The 20,661-nt window shown below is 66.3% G+C and carries 20 protein-coding genes; 11 read left to right on the plus strand and 9 right to left on the minus strand.

The window, feature by feature from the left end:
• Window positions 1-2,250 (plus strand): patatin-like phospholipase family protein (locus L810_RS34215; protein ID WP_042977334.1); only part of this gene is annotated, 2,250 nt, incomplete at its 5' end.
• A 57-nt stretch (window positions 2,251-2,307) separates the two neighbouring features.
• On the opposite strand, the gene L810_RS34220 is transcribed toward L810_RS34215, so the two are convergent.
• The 3 genes from L810_RS34220 to L810_RS34230 form a co-directional block, all read right to left on the minus strand.
• Window positions 2,308-2,931: an FMN-dependent NADH-azoreductase gene (locus tag L810_RS34220; protein WP_021162770.1), complete on the minus strand. Its 624-nt coding sequence runs from the start codon at window positions 2,929-2,931 to the stop codon at window positions 2,308-2,310.
• A gap of 317 nt (window positions 2,932-3,248) precedes the next feature.
• Window positions 3,249-4,379: an ATP-binding protein gene (locus L810_RS34225; RefSeq protein WP_021162771.1), complete on the minus strand. Its 1,131-nt coding sequence runs from the start codon at window positions 4,377-4,379 to the stop codon at window positions 3,249-3,251.
• 64 nt (window positions 4,380-4,443) lie between these two features.
• Window positions 4,444-5,154, minus strand: a complete 711-nt coding sequence (locus L810_RS34230) for a response regulator (protein WP_027789596.1) — start codon at window positions 5,152-5,154, stop codon at window positions 4,444-4,446.
• Between the two features lie 218 nt (window positions 5,155-5,372).
• Here L810_RS34230 and L810_RS34235 point away from each other — a divergent pair, with 218 nt between their 5' ends.
• Window positions 5,373-6,287 (plus strand): glutaminase, encoded by a 915-nt coding sequence (locus L810_RS34235; protein WP_042977339.1) that lies wholly within the window; start codon window positions 5,373-5,375, stop codon window positions 6,285-6,287.
• A gap of 340 nt (window positions 6,288-6,627) precedes the next feature.
• Here the strand turns inward: L810_RS34235 and L810_RS34240 are convergent, their stop codons facing one another.
• The 3 genes from L810_RS34240 to L810_RS34250 form a co-directional block, all read right to left on the minus strand.
• On the minus strand, window positions 6,628-6,894 hold the full coding sequence (locus L810_RS34240; RefSeq protein ID WP_021162772.1) for a hypothetical protein: 267 nt from the start codon (window positions 6,892-6,894) through the stop codon (window positions 6,628-6,630).
• Window positions 6,895-7,644: 750 nt separating this feature from the next.
• Window positions 7,645-8,010 carry a VOC family protein gene (locus L810_RS34245; protein WP_021162773.1) on the minus strand — a complete coding sequence of 122 codons (366 nt, stop codon included), beginning with the start codon at window positions 8,008-8,010 and terminating at the stop codon, window positions 7,645-7,647.
• Between the two features lie 150 nt (window positions 8,011-8,160).
• Window positions 8,161-8,565, minus strand: coding sequence for a hypothetical protein (locus L810_RS34250; RefSeq protein ID WP_042977340.1), 405 nt, complete (start codon window positions 8,563-8,565; stop codon window positions 8,161-8,163).
• Between the two features lie 313 nt (window positions 8,566-8,878).
• Between L810_RS34250 and L810_RS34255 the strand changes: the two genes are divergently transcribed.
• Complete coding sequence (locus L810_RS34255; protein WP_021162775.1) at window positions 8,879-9,517, plus strand: isochorismatase family cysteine hydrolase; 639 nt, start codon at window positions 8,879-8,881, stop codon at window positions 9,515-9,517.
• Window positions 9,518-9,672: 155 nt separating this feature from the next.
• On the opposite strand, the gene L810_RS34260 is transcribed toward L810_RS34255, so the two are convergent.
• The gene (locus L810_RS34260; RefSeq protein ID WP_006498851.1) at window positions 9,673-10,404 is read right to left on the minus strand and encodes a ribonuclease T2; all 732 of its coding nucleotides are present in this window, start codon (window positions 10,402-10,404) and stop codon (window positions 9,673-9,675) included.
• A gap of 230 nt (window positions 10,405-10,634) precedes the next feature.
• Here L810_RS34260 and L810_RS34265 point away from each other — a divergent pair, with 230 nt between their 5' ends.
• On the plus strand, window positions 10,635-11,024 hold the full coding sequence (locus L810_RS34265) for an OsmC family protein (protein WP_021162776.1): 390 nt from the start codon (window positions 10,635-10,637) through the stop codon (window positions 11,022-11,024).
• A gap of 81 nt (window positions 11,025-11,105) precedes the next feature.
• On the opposite strand, the gene L810_RS34270 is transcribed toward L810_RS34265, so the two are convergent.
• The gene (locus L810_RS34270) at window positions 11,106-11,684 is read right to left on the minus strand and encodes a hypothetical protein (RefSeq protein ID WP_021162777.1); all 579 of its coding nucleotides are present in this window, start codon (window positions 11,682-11,684) and stop codon (window positions 11,106-11,108) included.
• A gap of 96 nt (window positions 11,685-11,780) precedes the next feature.
• A complete protein-coding gene (locus tag L810_RS34275) occupies window positions 11,781-13,184 on the minus strand; it encodes an HdeD family acid-resistance protein (RefSeq protein ID WP_021162778.1) in 1,404 nt (467 codons plus the stop codon).
• A 360-nt stretch (window positions 13,185-13,544) separates the two neighbouring features.
• On the opposite strand from L810_RS34275, the gene L810_RS34280 reads away from it, so the two are divergent.
• From L810_RS34280 to L810_RS34310, 7 genes are all read left to right on the plus strand, one after another.
• Complete coding sequence (locus L810_RS34280) at window positions 13,545-14,222, plus strand: 5-enolpyruvylshikimate-3-phosphate synthase (protein ID WP_021162779.1); 678 nt, start codon at window positions 13,545-13,547, stop codon at window positions 14,220-14,222.
• Window positions 14,223-14,276: 54 nt separating this feature from the next.
• Entirely contained in the window at window positions 14,277-14,834 is a 558-nt protein-coding gene (locus tag L810_RS34285; RefSeq protein ID WP_021162780.1) for a helix-turn-helix domain-containing protein, read from the plus strand.
• A gap of 82 nt (window positions 14,835-14,916) precedes the next feature.
• Window positions 14,917-15,498 (plus strand): HD domain-containing protein, encoded by a 582-nt coding sequence (locus L810_RS34290; protein ID WP_021162781.1) that lies wholly within the window; start codon window positions 14,917-14,919, stop codon window positions 15,496-15,498.
• Between the two features lie 55 nt (window positions 15,499-15,553).
• Window positions 15,554-16,282, plus strand: coding sequence for a class I SAM-dependent methyltransferase (locus L810_RS34295; protein ID WP_021162782.1), 729 nt, complete (start codon window positions 15,554-15,556; stop codon window positions 16,280-16,282).
• 287 nt (window positions 16,283-16,569) lie between these two features.
• Window positions 16,570-17,763, plus strand: a complete 1,194-nt coding sequence (macA, locus tag L810_RS34300) for a macrolide transporter subunit MacA (RefSeq protein WP_021162784.1) — start codon at window positions 16,570-16,572, stop codon at window positions 17,761-17,763.
• Window positions 17,764-17,765: 2 nt separating this feature from the next.
• Window positions 17,766-19,826: a MacB family efflux pump subunit gene (locus L810_RS34305; RefSeq protein ID WP_042977344.1), complete on the plus strand. Its 2,061-nt coding sequence runs from the start codon at window positions 17,766-17,768 to the stop codon at window positions 19,824-19,826.
• A 13-nt stretch (window positions 19,827-19,839) separates the two neighbouring features.
• On the plus strand, window positions 19,840-20,661 hold an 822-nt coding region (locus tag L810_RS34310; protein WP_042977345.1), incomplete at its 3' end, for a TolC family protein.

The raw sequence follows: 20,661 nt of genomic DNA on the forward strand, positions 1-20,661 counted from the left end.
GCTGCCACGCCCGCCGCATCCGGGCACACCTGCGACGCCGACGGCGGCCCGGCCGGCCGCCCGTCGATCGGCCTCGTGCTGTCCGGCGGCGGCGCGCGCGGTTACGCACACCTCGGGGTCCTGAAGGTGCTGGAGGACAACCGCATCCCGATCGACTGCATCGCCGGCACCAGCATGGGTGCCGTGGTCGGCGGGCTGTATGCGAGCGGCATGGCCGCCGGCGAGATGCAGAAGCGGCTCTCGGAGGTCAACCTCGCGGACATCGCGTTCGACGTGACGGACCGCGCGGACCTGCCGCAAACCAGCCGGGAGGACGAACGCCTGTACATCAACGGGCTGACGCTCGGTTTCGGCAAGAAAGGCGTGAAGGCGCCGGTCGGCCTCGTGCAGGGCAACCGGCTGCAGGCGCTGCTCGCGAACTGGACGGCCGCCGTGCCGACCAACCAGCCGTTCGACCGGCTACCGATCCCGTACCGCGCGGTCGCGACCGACCTGCAGACGGGCCAGATGATGGTGCTCGACCACGGCTCGCTGCCGCTCGCGATCCGCGCGAGCATGGCCATGCCGGGCCTGTTCGCGCCGGCCGAGATCAACGGGCGCGCGCTGGTGGACGGCGGGCTCGTCAGCAACCTGCCCGTCGACACCGCGCGGCAGATGGGCGCGAACGTCGTGATCGCGGTCGACATCGGCTCGCAACTGCGCCCGCTCGACGCGCTCGCGTCGCCCGCCGACGTGATGCAGCAGATGGTCGGCATCCTGATCCGCCAGAACGTGACCGCCCAGCGCAAGCAGCTCGACGCGCAGGACGTGCTGCTCACGCCGGACCTCGGCTCGCTCGCGTTCACCGATTTCCAGAACGCGAAGCAGGCGATCGCCGCCGGTGCGGCCGCCGCGACCGCGGCGCTGCCGAGGCTGCAGCGCTTCGCGCTCACGCCGGAACAATATGCGGCGTACCGCTCCGCGCACGCGCAACCGCTGCCGCCGCCGATCCGGATCACGCGCATCGAGATCAAGACCTCCGGCGGCGTGCCGAAGCGGGTCGTCAGCAACGCGCTGCACGTGAAGCCCGGCGACACGTACGATCCGAACACCGTCAGCCAGGATCTGCTCGGCCTCACGACGGGCGGCAACTTCGAGAGCGTCACGCAGCAGATCGTGAGCCACGGTGACGAGAACGTGCTCGAGATCGACGCCCGCGAGAAATACTGGGGGCCGAATTTCCTGCTGTTCGGGCTCGGCATGTCGAGCAGCTCGACCGACGAGGGCGGCTTCCGCCTGCATGTCGGCTACCGGCGCCCGTGGCTGACCGAATCGGGGCTCGAATTCCGCGCGGACACGACGATCGGCAGCGACCTGCAATCGGCGCGCGTCGAATTCCGCCAGCCGCTGTCGATGGCGTACGGCGTCTATCTGTCGCCCTACGCCGAATACCAGCGCCGCTACGCGAACCTGTACGACGACTCCGGCGACGTGAAGATCACGCAGTACCTGATGCAGACCGCGCGCGCCGGGCTCGATTTCGGCCTGCCGATCGCGCGGCTCGGCGATTTCCGGATCGGCGTCGGGTACGTGACCGGGCACGGCTCGCCGACCTACAACGTGCCGTTCGACGACGGCAGCGGCCAGACGCTGCTGTGGCCGAGCTTCACGTCGCAGGCGCTGATCGCGCGCGCGCGGCTCGTCATCGACCAGCTCGACGATCCGCTGTTCCCGCGCAAGGGTTATTTCACCGAGTTCCGCGTCGAGCGCTCGCTGGTGTCACGCAACGGGGGCTCGGCGAGCGAATTCGACGACAGCATCAACAACGCGCCCTACACCGAGATCTACGGCAAGGCGATGGTGGCGCAGCAGTTCGGCAGCCACAGCGTCAGCGCGACGATCGAAGGCGGCAAGAGCATCGGCGGCACCAACCTGATCAACGCGTTCAACTTCACGCTCGGCGGCTTCCAGCATCTGTCCGCGTATGCGGCCGACCAGCTGAACGGCAACGAACTCGCGTATGCGCAGGTGACCTACATGAACCAGCTGATGACGTTCAACGCATCGCCGATCAAGGCGCTGTCGGTGGGCGCCAGCGCGGAAGTCGGCAACGTCTGGTCGAGCGGGCAGCAGATCGGCGGCGGCGCGCTCAAGCAGAGCTATACGTTCTTCACGAGCCTGTCGACCGCGTTCGGGCCGGTCTATCTCGGCGTGGCGCTCGCGCCGGGCGGCCGCCGCAACTTCTACCTGCAGCTCGGCCGCACGTACTGAGCGTGCGCGGGTGCCGCTTCGGCGGCATCCGCCACGCCTTCGCGCGACACGCCCGGATCAGAACGCCGCGGCCATCGCGACCGCCCGGGCCTGCGCCTGTTCGATGCTGTCGCTCGCCCGCGCCCCCCACGTGTGTTCGACGGTCAGGCTCCTGACCTCGCTCACGCCGATGAACTTCAACCAGAATTCGATGTAGTCGGCCTGATGCCGGAACCCCGGATTGTCGGCACCGGCGCCCGTCTCCCGGCTCTGTCCGCGAACATGGATGACCAGCGCGCGCGGAATCTCCAGCAGCGGACCGTAGGCCTTGCCGTCGAACGTGAACAGCATGTTCCGCTGGCTGACGAGATCGATCAGCTGCTTGAGCTTGTACGGATAGCCGAAATTCCACATCGGCACGCCCACGACGATCCGGTCCGCTTCCTGAAAGCGCTTCACGAGCGCCTGGATGCGCCGCCAGACCGACTGTTCCGCGTCGTCCATCGGCGCGTTGGCGACGCCTTTGTACTTCGCGCCGATCGCGTCGCTGCCGAAGTCCGGCAAGTCTTCTTCCCAGACATTCAGCGTATCGACGTCGATCGATGCGCCCGTTTCCCGGAACGCATCGACAAAGGCATTGGCGACCGCGATCGACGCCGACCTCGCGCCGCGGGGAGAAGACACGATATTCAAAAGCCGCATGACGTATGACCCTGACAGGAATGCATGAACAACGGAGCGGCCATCGTGGCTGCCCCGGCTTCACGGCTGCGTCGCGGGCCGCCCGCCTCCACTGACACGGATCGGCCCGCCTACACAGTTGCAATTGCAATCGTAATGCAAAGCGTGCGCGCGGGGCAAACGAATCGTCATGCGGTGGCGGTGCGGGCAGACATCGGGACGGGAAAGGAACGGCGGGACAAGCCGGCGACGCGCTCGAATCCGGCGCGCGCGGCTGTCGTGGGGTCGTGGGGGGTTGCTGTCGAGGCCCGGGGGCCCGGGATTCGTGTTGCGGATCGTCAGACCGGCCAGCTGATCTCGAAGCGTGCGCCGCCGAGTTCCATCGGGTCGACGACCGCGATCCGGCCGTTGTGCGCGTGAAGCACCTGCCGCGTGATCGACAGGCCGAGGCCATAACCGCCGGTGCGGCGGTCGAGGCGCACGAACGCGTCGAAGATCCGCTCGCGCTCGCTCTCCGGCACGCCGGGGCCGTCGTCCTCGACGAAGATCCCGATGTTGCCGTGCACGAGCGAGATCCCGACGACGATCCGCGACCTCGCGTACTTGCTCGCGTTGCGCAGCAGGTTGCGCATCGCGTACGACATCAGCCGCCGGTCCATCTTCACCCGCAGGTCCGACGCGATCGCGATACGCGACTCGATCGCGCGTTCCGGATACAGCAGCTGCGCATCGTTGACCTGGTGTTCGAACCACGCGACGGGGGCCGTCATCTCGAGATTCGACTGCAGCGAACTGTATTCGAGCCGCGCGAACGTCAGGCTCATGTCGATCAGTTCCTCGAGCTCGGTCACGTCCTGCGCGATGCTCTCGAGCGCGCTCTGGTATTCGGCCGCGGAACTTGGCTCGCGCAGCATTTCGAGCGCGAAACGCACACGTGCGAGCGGCGTGCGCAGCTCGTGCGAGATGCCGTTTGTGAGGTCGCGCTGCGCGGCGATCAGGCGTTCCATCCGCATCGCGAGCGCGTTCAGCGTCCGTGCGAGCGGGCCGATGATCACGCTGTGCGATTCGCGCGCGCGCGTGTTGAAGCGGCCGCCCGTGAAGTCGATCGCGCGCTCGCGCACCATCACGAGATCCGACCACACCGGCCGCATCCACCGGTACGCCGCGAGCGCGGGTGCGGCGAACACGAACGCGAGCACGATCCAGATGTCGCCGGGCAGCGAATCGAACGCATGCCACACGACCTGCGGCGACAATTCGACACACAGCGCGAGCGCCGGCACGAGCGCGGTCAACAGCACGAGGCCGAGCAGATGCAGGTAGGTGCGCACGTAAAGGCGCGACCAGCTCGGAATGCGGTCGGCGCGCGTATCGGTCCACGCGCGGCGGAAATGCAGCCAGCGCCATTTGACGTAGCGCAGCGTCGGCAGCGGCGGTGCATCGGGGTGCGAACGGGTTCGTCGGATCATCTCGGCTCCCGGCCGGCAGGGGGAATGCCCGCGCGGAACGTGACGGCGTCGCCCGAAGGCCGCGTCATTCCCACGCGTGCTTGCTGAATTGATAACCCTTGCTGCGGATCGTCTTGATCCGCTGCGGGTTGCTCGCGTCGTCGCGCAGCTTGCGGCGCAGCTTCGAGATGCGCCCGTCGATCGTGCGGTCGAGGCCGTCGAACTCGACGCCACGCAACTGCAGCATCAGGTCGTCGCGGCTGACGACTTCGCCCGCATGGCACACGAGCGCCCACAGCAGGTCGAATTCGGCCGACGTCAGGTCGGGCGTGCTGCCGTCGGGCAGCACGACGGAGCGGTCGGTGCGGTCGATCGAGAACTTGCCGAACGCGTAGCGTTCGGGCTGCGGCGCGCTGCTCTCGGGCGCGCGCGCGGGCGCACGGCGCAGCTGGGCCTTGATCCGCGCGAGCAGGATGCGCGGCTCGACCGGCTTGTGCACGTAGTCGTCCGCGCCGAATTCCAGGCCGAGCAGCTCGTCGAACGGCTCGTCGCGGGCCGTCACCATGATGATCACGCCGTCGTACTGCTTGCGCGCCTCCCGGCAGATTTCGAAGCCGTCCTTGCCCGGCAGGTTCACGTCGAGAATGACGAGATCGGGACGAATGGACAGGATCGCCGGCACCGCGGCGTCACCATGCAGCACAGTGTCGACTTCATAGTCGTTCTTGCGCAGGTAGCCGGCGATCAGCGTGGACAGGCGGGTGTCGTCTTCGACGAGCAGGATGCGAAAAGACATGGGCAGCGGTCGGTTCATCGGGAAAGCCGCGGCGGCGCCGGCCGGTGCCGGACGCCGGCCAGTGGCCGAAACGTACCGCATGATACTGCGACAGCCGATTGCCTGTTTAGCGGTCTTGAAAATAAGGGAACGATATCGGCCGAGCTTGACGAATCGGCGCTGGGACGGTTCCATACGGGCTCGCCTGAATCCGGGCCATGCGCTGCCCGCCTGACTTGATGAATTATCAAACGATCCTCGAACGCATCCACACCGAACTCGCCCCCTGGATTGGCCAGGGGCGGGTCGCCGATTACATTCCCGAGCTCGCGAAAGTGCCCGCCGACAAGTTCGGGATGGCCGTCGTCACACTCGATGGAAACGTTTGCACGGTCGGCGACGCGCACGAGCGCTTCTCGATCCAGAGCATCTCGAAGCTGTTCGCGTGCACGCTCGCGTTCCAGCTGCTGGGCGACGACCTGTGGGAACGGGTCGGCCGCGAGCCGTCCGGCAACGCGTTCAACTCGCTGGTCCAGCTCGAGAGCGAGCGCGGCAAGCCGCGCAACCCGTTCATCAATGCGGGGGCGCTGGTCGTCACCGACGTGCTGTGCCGGCGTTTCGTGAAGGCCGAGACGGCGCTCGTCGAATTCGTGCGGCGGCTGATCGGCGCGAACGACATCGACTACGATTCGCGCGTCGCGACGTCGGAACTGCAGCACGCGGAGCGCAACCGCGCGATGGCGCACTTCATGGCGAGCTTCGGCAACATGCAGATGCCGCCCGACACGGTGATCGATGCGTATTGCCGACAGTGTGCGATCGAGATGAACTGCGTCGAGCTGGCGAGCGCGGCGCTGTTTCTCGCGAATGGCGGGGTCGCGCCGGTGACCGGCGAGCGGATCGTGGATTCGAGTTCCGCCAAGCGGCTGTCGGCGTTGATGCTGACCTGCGGCACTTACGATGCGGCGGGGGATTTTGTGTATCGCGTCGGGTTGCCGGCGAAGAGTGGTGTCGGTGGCGGGATCGTGGCGGTGCTGCCCGGGGAAATGGCGGTTTGTGTGTGGGCGCCGGGGCTCGATGCTAATGGGAACTCGTTGGCGGGGACCACAGCTTTGGAATGGTTGACTACGTATTCAGGGCGGTCGATCTTTTGAAGAGGCGAAGTTTGGCGTGCCTCATTTACCGCAACGGTGGCAGATTTATATCGGCGTGCACCGGCAGGCTAATGGAAAACTCGTCCATCGGTAGCAATCGACCCTGAGCGGGCCGTCGACATTGCGAGAGGTCAATGGTTTTACCAGAGTCGGTGCAGACGTTCGTGAACCGATGTCTGCCGACAGCGCGCCGGCCTTGGCGAGCGATGGCCTACGTGATTTCGCACTGAAATCAAGAAAGATGAACTTTATGCAGGGCCGTCACTTCGCGTACGAAATAATGGTTTGGCAGGCAATATGCACCACCAAACCATTTTAAAAGGGTTCAATCGATTTTCCGTCAATCGATCTTGATTCCTTTTTTATCGCCCTCGAACGTGACCCCGGAGAACGGTGCCTGGCCCGGTTTCACGGGAGGCACATACTCCCAGAGGATGTACAGCGCCTTTGTCGCGCCAGGATCAGGATCTCCAAATCGATTGGTCGCCAGAAAAGTACGTGCGCCTTCCTTGTATTCCGTTCGGATACCGTTGGTGACGTCAATTGTCTTGTTAAGGTAGCCGTAACCCGCATATACAATTGCCACTTCGCGTACCGGTTCAGTCATTTTGAGCCTCGTCTTTGATTACGTTGATCGAATACATCTCGTCACACATAAGCCCGCCATATTTTCAAAATCAAGTCGCTCGGGTCTTCAGATGACGATTCAAGAATCGACCAGAAGGCCTAGCGGATCAATTACAGGCAATTACACGACTAGCAAATTGGCGGAGGTACAACGTACTTCGTCATGCGCAAACCTGCCGGGCAGCACCGCGAACCGAGCAAGCTGCCGCCGGCGGCAGCCTGCTGGGCAGCTGCAGTCGAGTGCCGTTCCGTGGTCCGAGTCGCCGTATGTCAATGGCAACTTCGGGCAATGACGCGAAGCCAACGTCCGAGCGGCTTGGTAGTAATGAAAGCCAATGGCGCCTCCTGGCCGAACTCGGTCGTCGAAGGCGGCGCGACACTGGCCCGCAGAGTTTGTCCCGGGGATGTTACCTGTCAGTTTATATTGCAGGAGTGCGGGCACGCTGGCGTTGGAGTGGTTGACGACTTATTCGGGAAGGTCAATTTTTTGAGGTGGTGAAAGTCAAGTGAGACTCATCTGGCGCAACGGCAGCTGGTGAGTTCCGGCACACTCAACGGCGAATTCGTCGTTCGGCAGCAATCGACCCGGAGCGGCCCGCCCCTTTCTCGGTTGCCGACAGTCACGTCGGCACTTGCGGAGAAACGTGTGGATTGAGCTCTATGAGCTCACGGGCCAACCTGGCAGTAATCACAACGCGGCGGACTCATCGCTTGCCGGTACTCGTTTTGGTTACTGGGACGATTCGTCTGCTGACCATACGGCCAGTTCATAACCATCGGGGTCAATAAAGTGAAAGCGCCGGCCGCCAGGGAACGAGAAAGTCTGACGGTTGATGGTGGCGCCCGTCGCCTCGATCCTTCGCTGGATTTCAGCCAGATCATCAGCGTAGAGGATGACTAGCGGGCCGCCTGGCCGGACAGGCTCACCCGTTGTCAACCCGCCTGCGATCCGGCCGTCGTGAAACTCGGTGTAGGTCGGGCCGTAATCGGTGAAAGTCCAGCCGAAAACGCTGCCATAGAAGGCCTTGCTTCGTCCAATATCGCTGACATTGAATTCGATGTTATCGATCTGGCGGTCTTTCCCTCGAATGCTCATCAGTACCCGTTCCCTTGGTTGTCTGCCGAAAGGCAATATATGCACCGTAGCCGCCCGTAACGACATGGAATGGTACTGGCGCTGAAATGGTTGACGACTTGTTCGGGGAATCCGGCAACCGGAATCAATACCGGCCTCTCAACTGGAACGTTAGTCAAATTCGATCCTCAACGCACACTCTTCTCCGTATTGAAGCCTCAAATCGACCAGGATCGCATTTGAGAGTGCGGTGGCCAACGCGACCTTCAATTCCGGCGTGACGCCATCGAGATGAAAAGAAAACTCCCATCCCGGCGACGCATCGATCCAGGACACAAACAGATCGTCACAGCCGGATTGCCAGAACTGTACGTTCTTCGCTATACCTGTCGGTGCTTCGTCAATAATCCAGGTTCGGGATACTGCGATCTGCTGCCCGTCATCGCTCCAGTGCGTGATTTGTCCGCTATCGGGATTGACGAGCAGGAATCCAAGGGGCTGAAGCAAAGTCTCGACAAAGCCAAAAGCTTCCGGAAATGAACCCTTCACTAATACGGTTAAGAACGGTTTTGCCATCGCGTTTACTAACCCAGATGTTGGCCAGCTGTACCTGCGCCGACCAGCTCGCGCAAACCCAACGACGCATGCGAAAAAGCGAGCAGCAGAAGCTGGCCATCGACCTCGTTGTCGCCCTACCGCAACCGACTGTCGGTCGATAAAGCGCACGCCAGTATATTGCGGCCGAGCGGCAACTTGGCGCCGGTATCACGAAGGCCACCGCGCGACGCAACAAAATGCCCCTACGAAAATCGCATCGGCAACCACCCCGATTTTCCGGTACAAATCGGGGACGCTGAAATTCCCCGCGAGCTATCGGAGACCCTCGTTCATGACTCGGCAAAACGCACCGGAAATCGCAACAACGGCAACCCGCACGAACCCCGGCGACGCCCCATCCGCACCGATTCCCGCGATCGTGCCGTCAAGCACCGCGCTGCTCGTCATGCATTACCAGACCGACATCCTCGGCCTCTTTCCGTCGGTCGCGCCCGGGCTGCTCGCCAATACGCGCCGGCTCTGCGACGCGGCGCGGGCAAGCGGCATCGGCGTCTGGTTCGCGAACCTCCGGTTCAGTCCCGGCTATCCGGAAGTCAGCCCGCGCAACAAGAACGGCCAGGGCATCAAGCAGCTCGGCCGCTTCATCGACGACGGCCCATGCCCGGAGTTGGGTCGGCAGGCCGACGAGCCGCTGATCGTCGCGCACCGCGCCAGCGTGTTCTTCGGCACCGATCTCCAAGCGCGCCTGGTCGAGCAAGGTGTCGATTCGCTGATCATGGCCGGCATCGCGTCGACGGGCGTGATGCTGTCGTCGGTCGCCCACGCGAGCGATGCGGACTTCCGCCTCTTTACGGTCAAGGATTGCTGCTACGACCCGGACCCGGTGGTTCACGAACACCTGTTCGCCACCGCCTTCGAATCGCGCACGACGGTGCTGTCGCTCGAAGACGCGTTGCAGCTGCTCGCGTAAACGCACGCACGCGAGCGTGACGGACCAACGTCATCACCCAAGTCGACCTGCAGGGTGACGGCCACCAGGCCCGGCTGCCGTGGTCGAGCGTCCCGCCGAACCCGTAACGGGTGACGGCGTGCGCGATGCCGCGCGCGCCGCCTCCCTCTTCCGCGTTACTTCGCGATAAACACACCCGAAGTCGGGCACGTGCCCTGCGTATTGCCGTCGGTCACGAGCGACGCGGCGCTCGGGAACTGCGCGGTCGCATTGGTCTTCACCGCGATCCACGCTTCGGTGAAATAGCTGACGCCATTCGTCTTCGTGCACTTCAGCGACACCGCGCTGCGCGTGTTGCTGCCGAACGCGCCTTCGAATGCGGACAGCAACTGGTTGCGCGTGACCGTCTTGCCCGCGTTCGCCTGCAGGAACGCGTTGAACGACGTATTGCCGAGCCGGCTGATCATGCCGGATGCCTGGTTCCAGTACGCATCGGGCGTCGCCGAGTTCGAGCAGGTGCCATGCTTGAACCATTCGTGCTTGTCGAGGCACGACGCGACGCCCGGCATGTATGTCGACAGCGTGTTGCGGGTCGCGCTGCTGATCGGGTAGGCGTCCATGCTGCACCACTGGTGCGCGTTGTCGAGGTCGATGTCGTTCTGCGGCACGCCGCAGTAGAACGGCTGGTTGCCGTCATAGCGGTTCGGCCACAGGCCATGCAGCGACAGGCTCGTCGCCGCATACGAGCCGGCGAGGTTCGTGCATTCCGGCGTGTCGTGCGACGCGCAGAAGCCGGGCTCCCACGATGCGGCGAGCAACAGGTAGTCGTAGCTGGTCTGCGCGGCGGCGTGCAGCGACACGGAAGCAACGGCGAGTGCGGCAGCGGCGCGGGCGAGCGTCTTGAGCATGGCGTGTTTCCTCGGAAAAGGCATGCGATCGCGGGATGCGCCGCACGGTTGTCGAATGTCCGACCGCGATTGTTGCCGTCGCAACGTGGCACGAATGTGAAGGTGGACGAAAGAATGCGCGGGTCGCCGCCGAAGCGGTTACATCCGGTACCGGTACCAGCGGTTGCCTTCCACCGCACGCGACGCCGGCGTACCGTGTCGCCACCCTCATCCTGCAACGGAGCATCGCCATGGTGACCGCGACACGGCTCGGCAAGCCATATTGCGTCGAGATCGGCAACGGGCGCAGCGTCGTGCGCTCGGACACGCACAAGGACGGCCAGGGCGGCGACGCCGGCATGCGGCCGCACGAACTGCTCGAAAGCGCGCTCGCGGCCTGCGTCTGCATGTCGATCGACCTGGCCGCACGACGCGCGGGCGTGACGCTGCCCGCGTGCACGGCGGACGTCGCCGTCGATCGCCTCGACCACGAAACGGGCTTCGACATCGCACTGCGCTTCGCGGCGCCGCTGTCGCACGCGCAGCAGACACTCGTGCGCGACGCGGTGCAGGCTTCTCCGGTCGCCCGGACGCTCGGCAAGCCGATACGGGTCAGGCCGGCCACGATCGTCAGCGGCTGACCGTCACGGTCCGCCGGACTCGGCACGATCGACAGCCGCGCGTCGATGCACACACGACAGGCATCCGTGGCGAACAGGCACTCACGACCCGGTGCCGAGCTGTGTGCACGCGCGGGCGGACGCTTCGGGGCCTTCGAGCGCGAGGATCTGCCACACGCCGATGCTGACGCGCTGGCGCGCCGCCGTCGACGCATCGGCCAGCAACGCCTCGACGCGCGGCGCCGCGTCCGGCGCCTGCTGCTTCAACGCCGCGTGATGCCGCGCACGCGATGCCGGTTCGGACTCGTACACGTCGCACAGGCGCACCATGCCGGCGAGACCGGCAACGTCGTCGTCCTTGTCGATCGCGCGCGGCTCGACAGGCGCGAGCCCCTTGCGCTCCGCCGCCGGCAGCTTGTTGCGCGCGCCTTCGTCGATCGACACGGCGGATGCCGGTGGCAGGCCGCCGATCGCCGCGACGATCCGGCTGCCCGCGGCGATCATGTCGCCCTGGCACGCGATCTTCTCCGCGGCCGCGACGTTCGAGCAGAACGACACCGAGGTGCGGTACACGTCGTCGCTCATGTGCGGCACTTCGTCCGCGCTCGCCTGCGCGAAACCGGCGCTCGTCAGCGCCAGCACGGCGGGAATCAGGATGCGGAATGCGCTCGTCTTGTTCATTGTTGTTCGTATCTGTGGGTTCTTGTGGCGGGCAACATCGCCGGGCCGCGCGGTGGCGGCCTCAGTGACGCCAGGCCCTCGTCCGGCGGCACGCGGTCACTTCAACGACGCAGCCTCCGATCCGCCCGGCGACAGCGCCGCGTTGTCCTGCTCGCGCCACGTGCGGCGCGACTCCATGATCGCCTTCACGGCCGAGCGCGCGACCTTCCACCACGCGAACGGCCGCGGGTCGGCAAGCATGCTGAGCGCGCGCGCATAGTCGAGCGTGAGCCCGGGCGTCCATGCCATGGTCACCGCGCGCTTGCGGATCTGCGCGGCAACCCACAGCTCGGGCGTGAGCAGCAAGCGCACGAACGCGCCCCATCCGGCGCGCGCCCCCTTCAGCCGCCACACCGCGCCGTCGAGCGCGGCTTCGAGTGCGTTCGACACGGTGCTCGAGCAGTTGCGGTGCGTGAGGTTGTACGTCACGTTCTGCCGGTACGACGACCAGAACGCGTCCAGCTTCGCCGGATCGTAGTTGCGGATCCGCACGCGCACGGTCGACGGGCACCATGCCTTCGACTCGGTCGCGTAGTCGGGCTGGAACAGGCCCGGCACGTCGTTTTCGCGGGTTGCACGCAGGATGCGCGTGAATTCGTCCGGAGAACGATCGATTTCGACGCCCGGATACAGGCTGATATAGATGCCCTCCGGCGATTCCAGTGCCGCGTGCCCGGTCGAGATCACGCCGTTGACGTCCACCGCCGCGATATAGCGGTCGATCACCGGGTAGCGTTGCGCTTCGGCTTTCGACGTGCCGGTCGGCGTCCACACGTGCACGGTGAGCGCATGCTCGCCGTCGGCGGGCGGGCCGTCCCATTCGGATTGGGAAAAATGCGGCTGGTCGCGTGCATCGTCGAGGTCCGGCGCGAGTGCCGGCGCCGGCGAGGTCGCGAACGCCGGATTGCGCGTCAGTCGCCGCACGCGTGCGGCGAGGCTCAGCATGTGCATCCCGCCGAATATCAGCAGCAGGCCGAGGCAGTACGGCACGGTGCCCACGTAGTGGGTCGGGTACGGCTGGTAGAAGAAGATCGCCAGCAGGATTTCGACGGCGCCCCACGCGAAGGCGACGTTCCAGCGGCGATAGCGCACCATCCACGCGGCGGTGCACTGCAGCAGCCCGTCGACGAGGAACAGCGTGCCGAAGATCATCGACAGCAGGAAATGGCCGTGATGATGCCCCGCGAACACGAGCCCGGCGGCCACCACGACCGCGATCCCCTTCACGTAGCGCAGGACGCGCTGCCCGCCGACGCCGCTGCCGGCCACCGCGAGCGTCGCGAGCCCCTCGATCAGGAACAGCCACGCGAAGATCTGGATCGGAAAATGCAGCGCGCCGTCGAGCGCGTCGACGAAGATCACCACACCCGCGACGACCCACACCCAGCCAAGTGCGGTCAGCCCGCGCCAGCGGGTGCGCAAGTATTCGATGCCCAGCAGCAGCAAGACCAGTCGTACCATCGCGCCCTCTCGTGATTTTTTTGGGACACGCGCTGGCCACGCGGGTCCTGTCGTTTCGACCGCGCGTCGAGCGACGCACCGGCCGAAAAGCGGTCATTCATGCCGGCGCGTCATGCCTCGACATGACCGTTGGCGGCCGGTACGCCTCCGCACTGGCCGAATAATAAGATATGGCGGAGGCGGTTGAAAGCACGACGAAAACGTTGGCGGCGGGTCGGGAGAGCGCAGCATGCCGCCGGACAGGGCCGGATTGCGAGCGCTGCCCAGGCAGATTTCCCGTTCGACAACGCGCGGCGGATACGCGAGAATCCGGCTTCCGAGGGCGTCAAAAGACCAAACCGCACAAGACGGGACGAGACCATGACCATATCGATCGCACGCCGACGGTGGCTCGCCGCCGCATTCGCCGCGGGCTGCGTCGCGCTGCCGGGCTGTCACAAGCCGCAGGCGCAAGCCGAGCCACCGCCATCCGAGGATCAGCTGTTCAAGTCGGGGCTGGTACGGGACGCGCCGTACGACGAAGTGGTATCCGGCTTCATGACCACCGCAGACCATACGAAGCTGGTCGTGCTGGGTCGCCCCGTGCACTTCGTCCTCGATCTGCCGGACACGCTGCGGTCGGCCTTGTCGTCCCGCTACCGGGCGTCGCTGCGTTGGTCGTTTACCGAATTCCAGGCGATCGGCGGGCATGTCAAAGGCCATTACCGTGTCGTGCTGCCGGATGACGCTTCGGCAATCGATCGGCTGGCAGCGGTCGCGCACGGTTACGTCGCCGTGCGGGACGGTTTTGCGCTCGAGGGCAATATCGCCGGAATGCGTTATTCCACCCAGGGTTTCGACATACCGCCGAAGGTCGCCGCACAGTTGCTCGACCGGCCGTACACGATCCCTGCCCGGCATGTGACAACAGCACTGGCGGGCCTGAATCTCACGATGCAACCCACGCCGATCACCGCCACCGCCGATGGCGATCTCGTCGTCGGCGGCGCGGCACTGGTTCCGGTCGAACTCGTCGTGCTTCAGGCGCCGCAGGAATGACGATTCCATCCACCGCAGCCGCCACGCGACGCACACACCGAACGGAGTACCGCCATGTCTGCCTCACCGCTACACACGCCGCCACTCGGCCCGCAACTCAAGCGCTGGCGTGCGCTGCACCGCGTGAAACAGAGCCACGCGGCGGAACTGTTCGGCGTGGCGCAGTCGACGATCTCGCGCTGGGAAGCCGGCCTGCAACAGATGTCGCCCGGCGAACGCGCGACGGCCGAACGGCTGCTCGCCGCGCGCCTCGATTCCGCCGGCGATCACGCGCTTGCGCGGCTCGTCGCGGGCAGCGCGGGCCGCATGCATCTCGTGTGCGACCTCACGCACCGGCTGCTCGCCTGTTCGCCTGCGCGTGCAGCCGAATTCTCGCAACCGCTGTCGATGCTGCTCGGCACGTCGCTGTGGCGCTATGCAACCCCGGAAATCGTCCGCATGGAAACCGCGCTCGATACGCTCGGCTGGCATGATCGCGCGGGGCCGCCGAGCGTCGAATTCGACACCGGCGCGAATGCGTCGCGCGTCGTGCCGATCCGCGGCAGCCTGTGCCGGTGGACACGGATGACGTTGTCGGAAGGGTCGGCCGCGCGGCTCGTGGAAACGCTGTAGTACGACCCCGCGCATATTTCATGCGTGGACGAACCGTGCGTGGCCGCCTTACGCTTGACGGCTCATCGCACGGACACCGACCATGAACCCCGATACGATCCACGCGCGGCTCGCGTTCCTGCGCGAAGCCGAACGCCTGAAGGATGTGCTGCGCAGCGGCCACACGTCGGCCGGGCGCGCGGAAAGCACCGCCGAGCATAGCTGGCGGCTGTGCCTGATGGCACTCGTATTCGCCGATGCGCTGCCCGGCATCGACACGCTGAAGCTGCTGAAGCTGTGTGTCGTCCACGATCTCGGCGAGGCGCTGCACGGCGACATCCCCGCGATCGAGCAGGCCGCGCACCCCGACAAGAGCGCGCACGAACGCGACGACCTGCTGACGCTGACCGCGCCGCTCGATCCGGCGCAGCGCGACGAGATCGTCGCACTGTGGGATGAATACGAAGCGGCCGCGTCGCCGGAAGCGCGCGCGGCAAAAGCGTTCGACAAGCTGGAGACGATCCTGCAGCACACCCAGGGCCGCAATCCGCCCGGTTTCGACTACGCGTTCAATCTCGGCTACGGCCGCCGCTATACCGACGCCGCACCGCTGTTCAGCGCGATCCGCGACATCGTCGACGCCGACACGCAACGCCGGATCGACGCGAGCGGGCAGCACGCGTAAGCTCGCGGAACCGGGCGTGCGACACCGCGCACCCTGCCCGCACGAGGCCCTACGCATGACGCAGAACATCTACGACGACCCGACCTTCTTCGAAGGCTACAGCCGCCTGAACCGCTCGATCCACGGACCCGACGGCGCCCCCGAATGGCCCGCGCTGCGCGCGCTGCTTCCCGACCTGCACGGTCGCCGCGTGCTCGACCTCGGCTGCGGCTACGGATGGTTCAGCCGCTGGGCCGCCGGCCAGGGCGCGGCAAGCGTGCTCGGCATCGACGTGTCCGAGCGCATGCTCGAACGTGCGGCATCGAGCGCCGCGCATCCGGCGATTACGTACCGCCGCGCCGACCTCGAAACGCTCGCGCTGCCGGATGCCGCGTTCGATGTCGCGTACAGTTCGCTCGCGTTCCATTACATCGCAGACCTCGATACCTTGTTCCGCACGCTCCATCGTGCGCTCGTGCCGGGCGGGCGGCTCGTGTTCTCGATCGAGCATCCGGTCTATACGGCGCCGCGCCGGCCCGGTTTCGTCGTCGACGCGCAGGGCAACCGCTCGTGGCCGCTCGACGGCTATCAGCGCGAAGGCGAACGCGTGACCGACTGGCTCGCGCCGGGCGTCGTCAAGCAGCACCGCACGCTCGGCACGCTCGTGAACCTGGTGATCGGCAGCGGCTTCACGCTCACGCACCTGGACGAATGGGGGCCGACGCAGGAACAGGTCGATGCCCTGCCCGCGCTCGACGAGGAACGCGACCGGCCGATGATGGCACTCGTCGCCGCGCAGCGATAACGCGGAGCGCGGTACGCACGCGGGCCGTCGTCCGCAGACTTCACAGATCGCAACAATGACGCCGCCCGCCCCCCGCTCCGGCGCGGCGTCCGCACAATTCAGCACAATTTCCACACGATTTGTCGTGAATTCCTCGCTTACCATGAGCGCCTGATTCGAATCGGCACGCCCGCGCGATGCGTACGCGGATTCCGTCGCGGGCCACACGCCCTGCATGCGACGCCGGCCGGATCGTCCCGGTCGGCCGCACGCATCGCCGGCGCCCGCTTCATCGTCGCTGCGCTCTCATGACTCAGAAGACCCATCGCCGCCGGCGCATCGTGCTGGCTTCCCTCGCCGTCGTCGCGATCGCCACCGGTGTCACGCTGAAGGCGTGCGCACCCGACAAGCATCCGCAATACCTGTCCGCGCCCGTCTCGCGCGGCGACCTCGAAAACGCGGTGCTGGCCACCGGTGCGCTGCAGGCATTCAGGCAGGTCGACGTCGGCGCGCAAGTCTCGGGGCAGTTGAAATCGCTGAAGGTCAAGCTCGGCGACAAGGTCACGAAGGGCCAGTGGCTCGCCGAGATCGACCCCGTGCTCTCGGAAAACGCGCTGCGCCAGGCACGCGCCAGCGAAGAAAGCCTGCGCGCGCAGCAGCAATCGACCGCCGCGCAACTCACGCAGGCGGAACTCGCGTTCCGGCGTCAGCAGGCCATGCTGCCCGACGACGCGACGTCGCGCGAGTCGTTCGAAGCCGCGCGCGCGACGCTCGACGTGCAGCGCGCGACGCTCGCGTCGCTCGCCGCGCAGATCCGCTCGGCCCGCATCCAGATCGAGACCGCACAGGCCAACCTCGGCTACACGCGGATCGTCGCGCCGATCGACGGCCAGGTCGTCGCGATCGTCACGCAGGAAGGCCAGACGGTGATCGCGCAACAGCAGGCGCCGGTGATCCTGAAGCTCGCGGATCTCGACACGATGACCGTGAAGGCGCAGGTGTCGGAAGCCGACGTGATCCGCGTGAACGCCGGCCAGACCGCGTATTTCACGATCCTGGGCGAACCGGACAGGCGCCACTACGGCAAGCTGCGCGCGATCGAGCCGGCGCCGCAGAACTACGCCGAAACGCAAGGCGCGCTCGGCGGCGGCGCGGGCGGCGGCGCGAAACCGAATTCGGCGGTGTTCTACAACGCGTTGTTCGAGGTGCCGAATCCCGAGCACCGGCTGCGCATCTCGATGACCGCGCAGGTCAACATCGTGCTCGGCAACGCGCGCAACGCGCTCAGCATTCCGGCTGCCGCGCTCGGCGAGAAACGCAAGGACGGCACCTACGCGGTGCGCGTGCTGCGCGCCGACGGCAGCACGGAAACGCGCAACGTCCGCATCGGCATCAACAACAACGTGCGCGTCGAAGTGCTGGCCGGCCTGAAGGACGGCGAACGCGTGGTGATCGGCGAAGCGTCCGCGGACGACCACGCGCCGCTGGCCGACGTGGTGTGACGATGAGCCAGCCCCTGCTGAAACTCTCCGCCGTCACACGACGCTTTCCGGCCGGCGACAAGGACGTCGTCGTGCTGAACAACGTCAACCTGTCGATCCACGCGGGCGAGATCGTCGCGATCGTCGGCGCATCGGGCTCCGGGAAGTCGACGCTGATGAACATCCTCGGCTGCCTCGACCACCCGAGCGAAGGCACCTACACGGTCGGCGGACGCGACACGCACATGCTCGACAGCGACGAGCTCGCGCAACTGCGCCGCGAGCACTTCGGCTTCGTGTTCCAGCGCTATCACCTGCTGCCGCACGTCGACGCCGTCGCGAACCTCGAAATGCCCGCGATCTATGCCGGCACGCCGCGCGCGGAGCGGCACGCGCGCGCACGCGAGCTGCTCGCGCGCCTCGGGCTCGCGGATCGCGCGCACCATCGCCCCGGGCAACTGTCCGGCGGCCAGCAGCAGCGCGTGAGCATCGCGCGCGCGCTGATGAACGGCGGCCACGTGATCCTCGCCGACGAACCGACCGGCGCGCTCGACACGAAAAGCGGCCAGGACGTGATCCGCATCCTGCACGAGCTGAACGCGCTCGGCCACACGATCGTCATCGTCACGCACGACAAGGCCGTCGCGCGCCATGCGCGGCGCATCATCGAGATCAGCGACGGCGAGATCGTCGCCGACCGGCCGAACCGCCACCATGCGGAAGCCCTCGCGGAAGCAGCCGCGGGCGCAGATGCAGCGGAAGCGAGCGAAGCGGAAACCGGCACACCATCCACCCGCGATCGTCGCGACACGCTGTCGCCGCCCGCGGCAGTCGCCCCCGATCCGCAGGCCGATGCCGCCCCGCGCGTGCGCCGCTTCGCGGCCGGCTCCGGACGCTTCGCCGAGGCCTGCCGGATGGCGTGGATCGCACTCGTGTCGCACCGGCTGCGCACGCTGCTGACGATGCTCGGCATCATCATCGGCATCACGTCGGTCGTGTCGATCGTCGCGATCGGCGAAGGCGCGAAGCGCTACATGCTCGACGAGATCGGCAGCATCGGCACGAACACGATCAACATCTACCCGGGCACCGACTGGGGCGACAGCCGCGCCGATGCGATCCAGACGCTCGTGCCCGCCGACGTCGCCGCGCTCGCCGAGCAGCCGTATGTCGACAGCGCGACGCCCGAAACGTCGCGCACGCTGCTGCTGCGCTACCGCAACGTCGACGTGAACGCGCTCGTGAGCGGCGTCGGCGACCGCTTCTTCCAGGCGCGCGGGATGCGTTTGGCGCTCGGTGTCGCATTCGATGAGGATGCAGTGCGCCGCCAGGTGCAGGTGGCCGTGATCGACCAGAACACGCGCCGCAAGCTGTTCGGCGCGACGCGCAACCCGATCGGCGAAGTGATCCTGGTCGACAACGTGCCGTGCGTGGTGATCGGCGTGACGGCGGACAAGAAGAGCGCGTTCGGCAGCGTGAAGAGCCTGAACGTGTGGGTGCCGTACACGACCGCGAGCGGGCGCCTCTTCGGGCAGCGTTATCTCGACAGCATCACCGTGCGCGTGCGCGACGGGCAGCCGAGCGCCGCCGCCGAAAAAAGCCTCGAAACGCTGATGAAGCAGCGCCACGGCCGCAAGGACTTCTTCACGTACAACATGGACAGCGTCGTGAAGACCGTCGAGAAGACCGGCCAGTCGCTGACGCTGCTGCTGTCGTTGATCGCCGTGATCTCGCTCGTCGTCGGCGGGATCGGCGTGATGAACATCATGCTGGTGTCGGTTACCGAGCGCACGCGCGAAATCGGCATCCGGATGGCGGTCGGCGCGCGCCAGTCCGACATCCTGCAGCAGTTTCTCGTCGAGGCCGTGCTGGTCTGCCTGCTCGGCGGCACGATCGGCATCGCGCTGTCGTTCGGGCTCGGCGCGCTGTTCTCGATGTTCGTCGCGCAGTGGAAGATGGTGTTCTCGGCCGGCGCGATCGTGACCGCGTTCGTCTGCTCGACACTCACCGGTGTGATATTCGGCTTCATGCCCGCGCGCAACGCATCGCGGCTCGATCCGATCGATGCGCTCGCGCGCGACTGACGCAAGGCCCGCCATGACGCATTCCTCACCGCTCCAGCGCCTCGGCGCATTCGCATGCGCGGCCGCGCTGCTCGCCGGCTGCGCGGGCGCACGCCATGATCCGCTGCCCGCCGTCGCGATGCCCGCGAATTGGTCCGCGCCGGTTTCCGCCGACGCAGCGGCCACGACGCGCGACTGGTGGCGCAGCTTCGGCGATCCGCAACTCGACGCGCTGATCGACGACGCGCTGCGCGCCAACAACGACCTCGCGATCGCGGCGATCCGCGTGTACCGCGCGCAACTGCAGGCCGGGCTCGCGAATACGAACCTGACGCCCAACGTGACGCTCGGCGCGAACGGTGCCGTGTCGCGCACGCTTGATACGCACCAGATGAGCCGGTCGAGCAACGCGAACGTTTCGCTCAGCTATGAAATCGACCTGTGGGGCCGGCTGGCCGCGCTGCGCGACGCCGCGCGCTGGGAAGCCGACGCGACGGCCGCCGATCTCGAAGCCGCGCGGCTGTCGCTGATCGGCACGACCGCGTCGCTGTACTGGCGGATCGGCTTCCTGAACCGGCAGATCGCGCTCGGCGACGCGAACATCGCGTATGCGGTCCGCACGCTCGCGGTCGTCCGGTCACGACACACGGCCGGCGCCGTGTCGGGGCTCGACCTTGCGCAGGCCGAACAAAGCCTCGCCACGCAACGGGCCGCGCAGACACGCCTGATCCAGCAGCGTACCGAGAACCGTCACGCCCTCGCGATCCTGTTCGACCGGCCGCCACAACAGCGCGCGGCCGAACCGCCGGCGCTGCCCGACGCGCCGCCGCCGGAAGTGGCGGCCGGCCTGCCGGCC

Origin of the sequence: Burkholderia sp. AU4i, assembly GCF_000466765.1 — a bacterium.
Lineage (GTDB): Bacteria > Pseudomonadota > Gammaproteobacteria > Burkholderiales > Burkholderiaceae > Burkholderia > Burkholderia cepacia.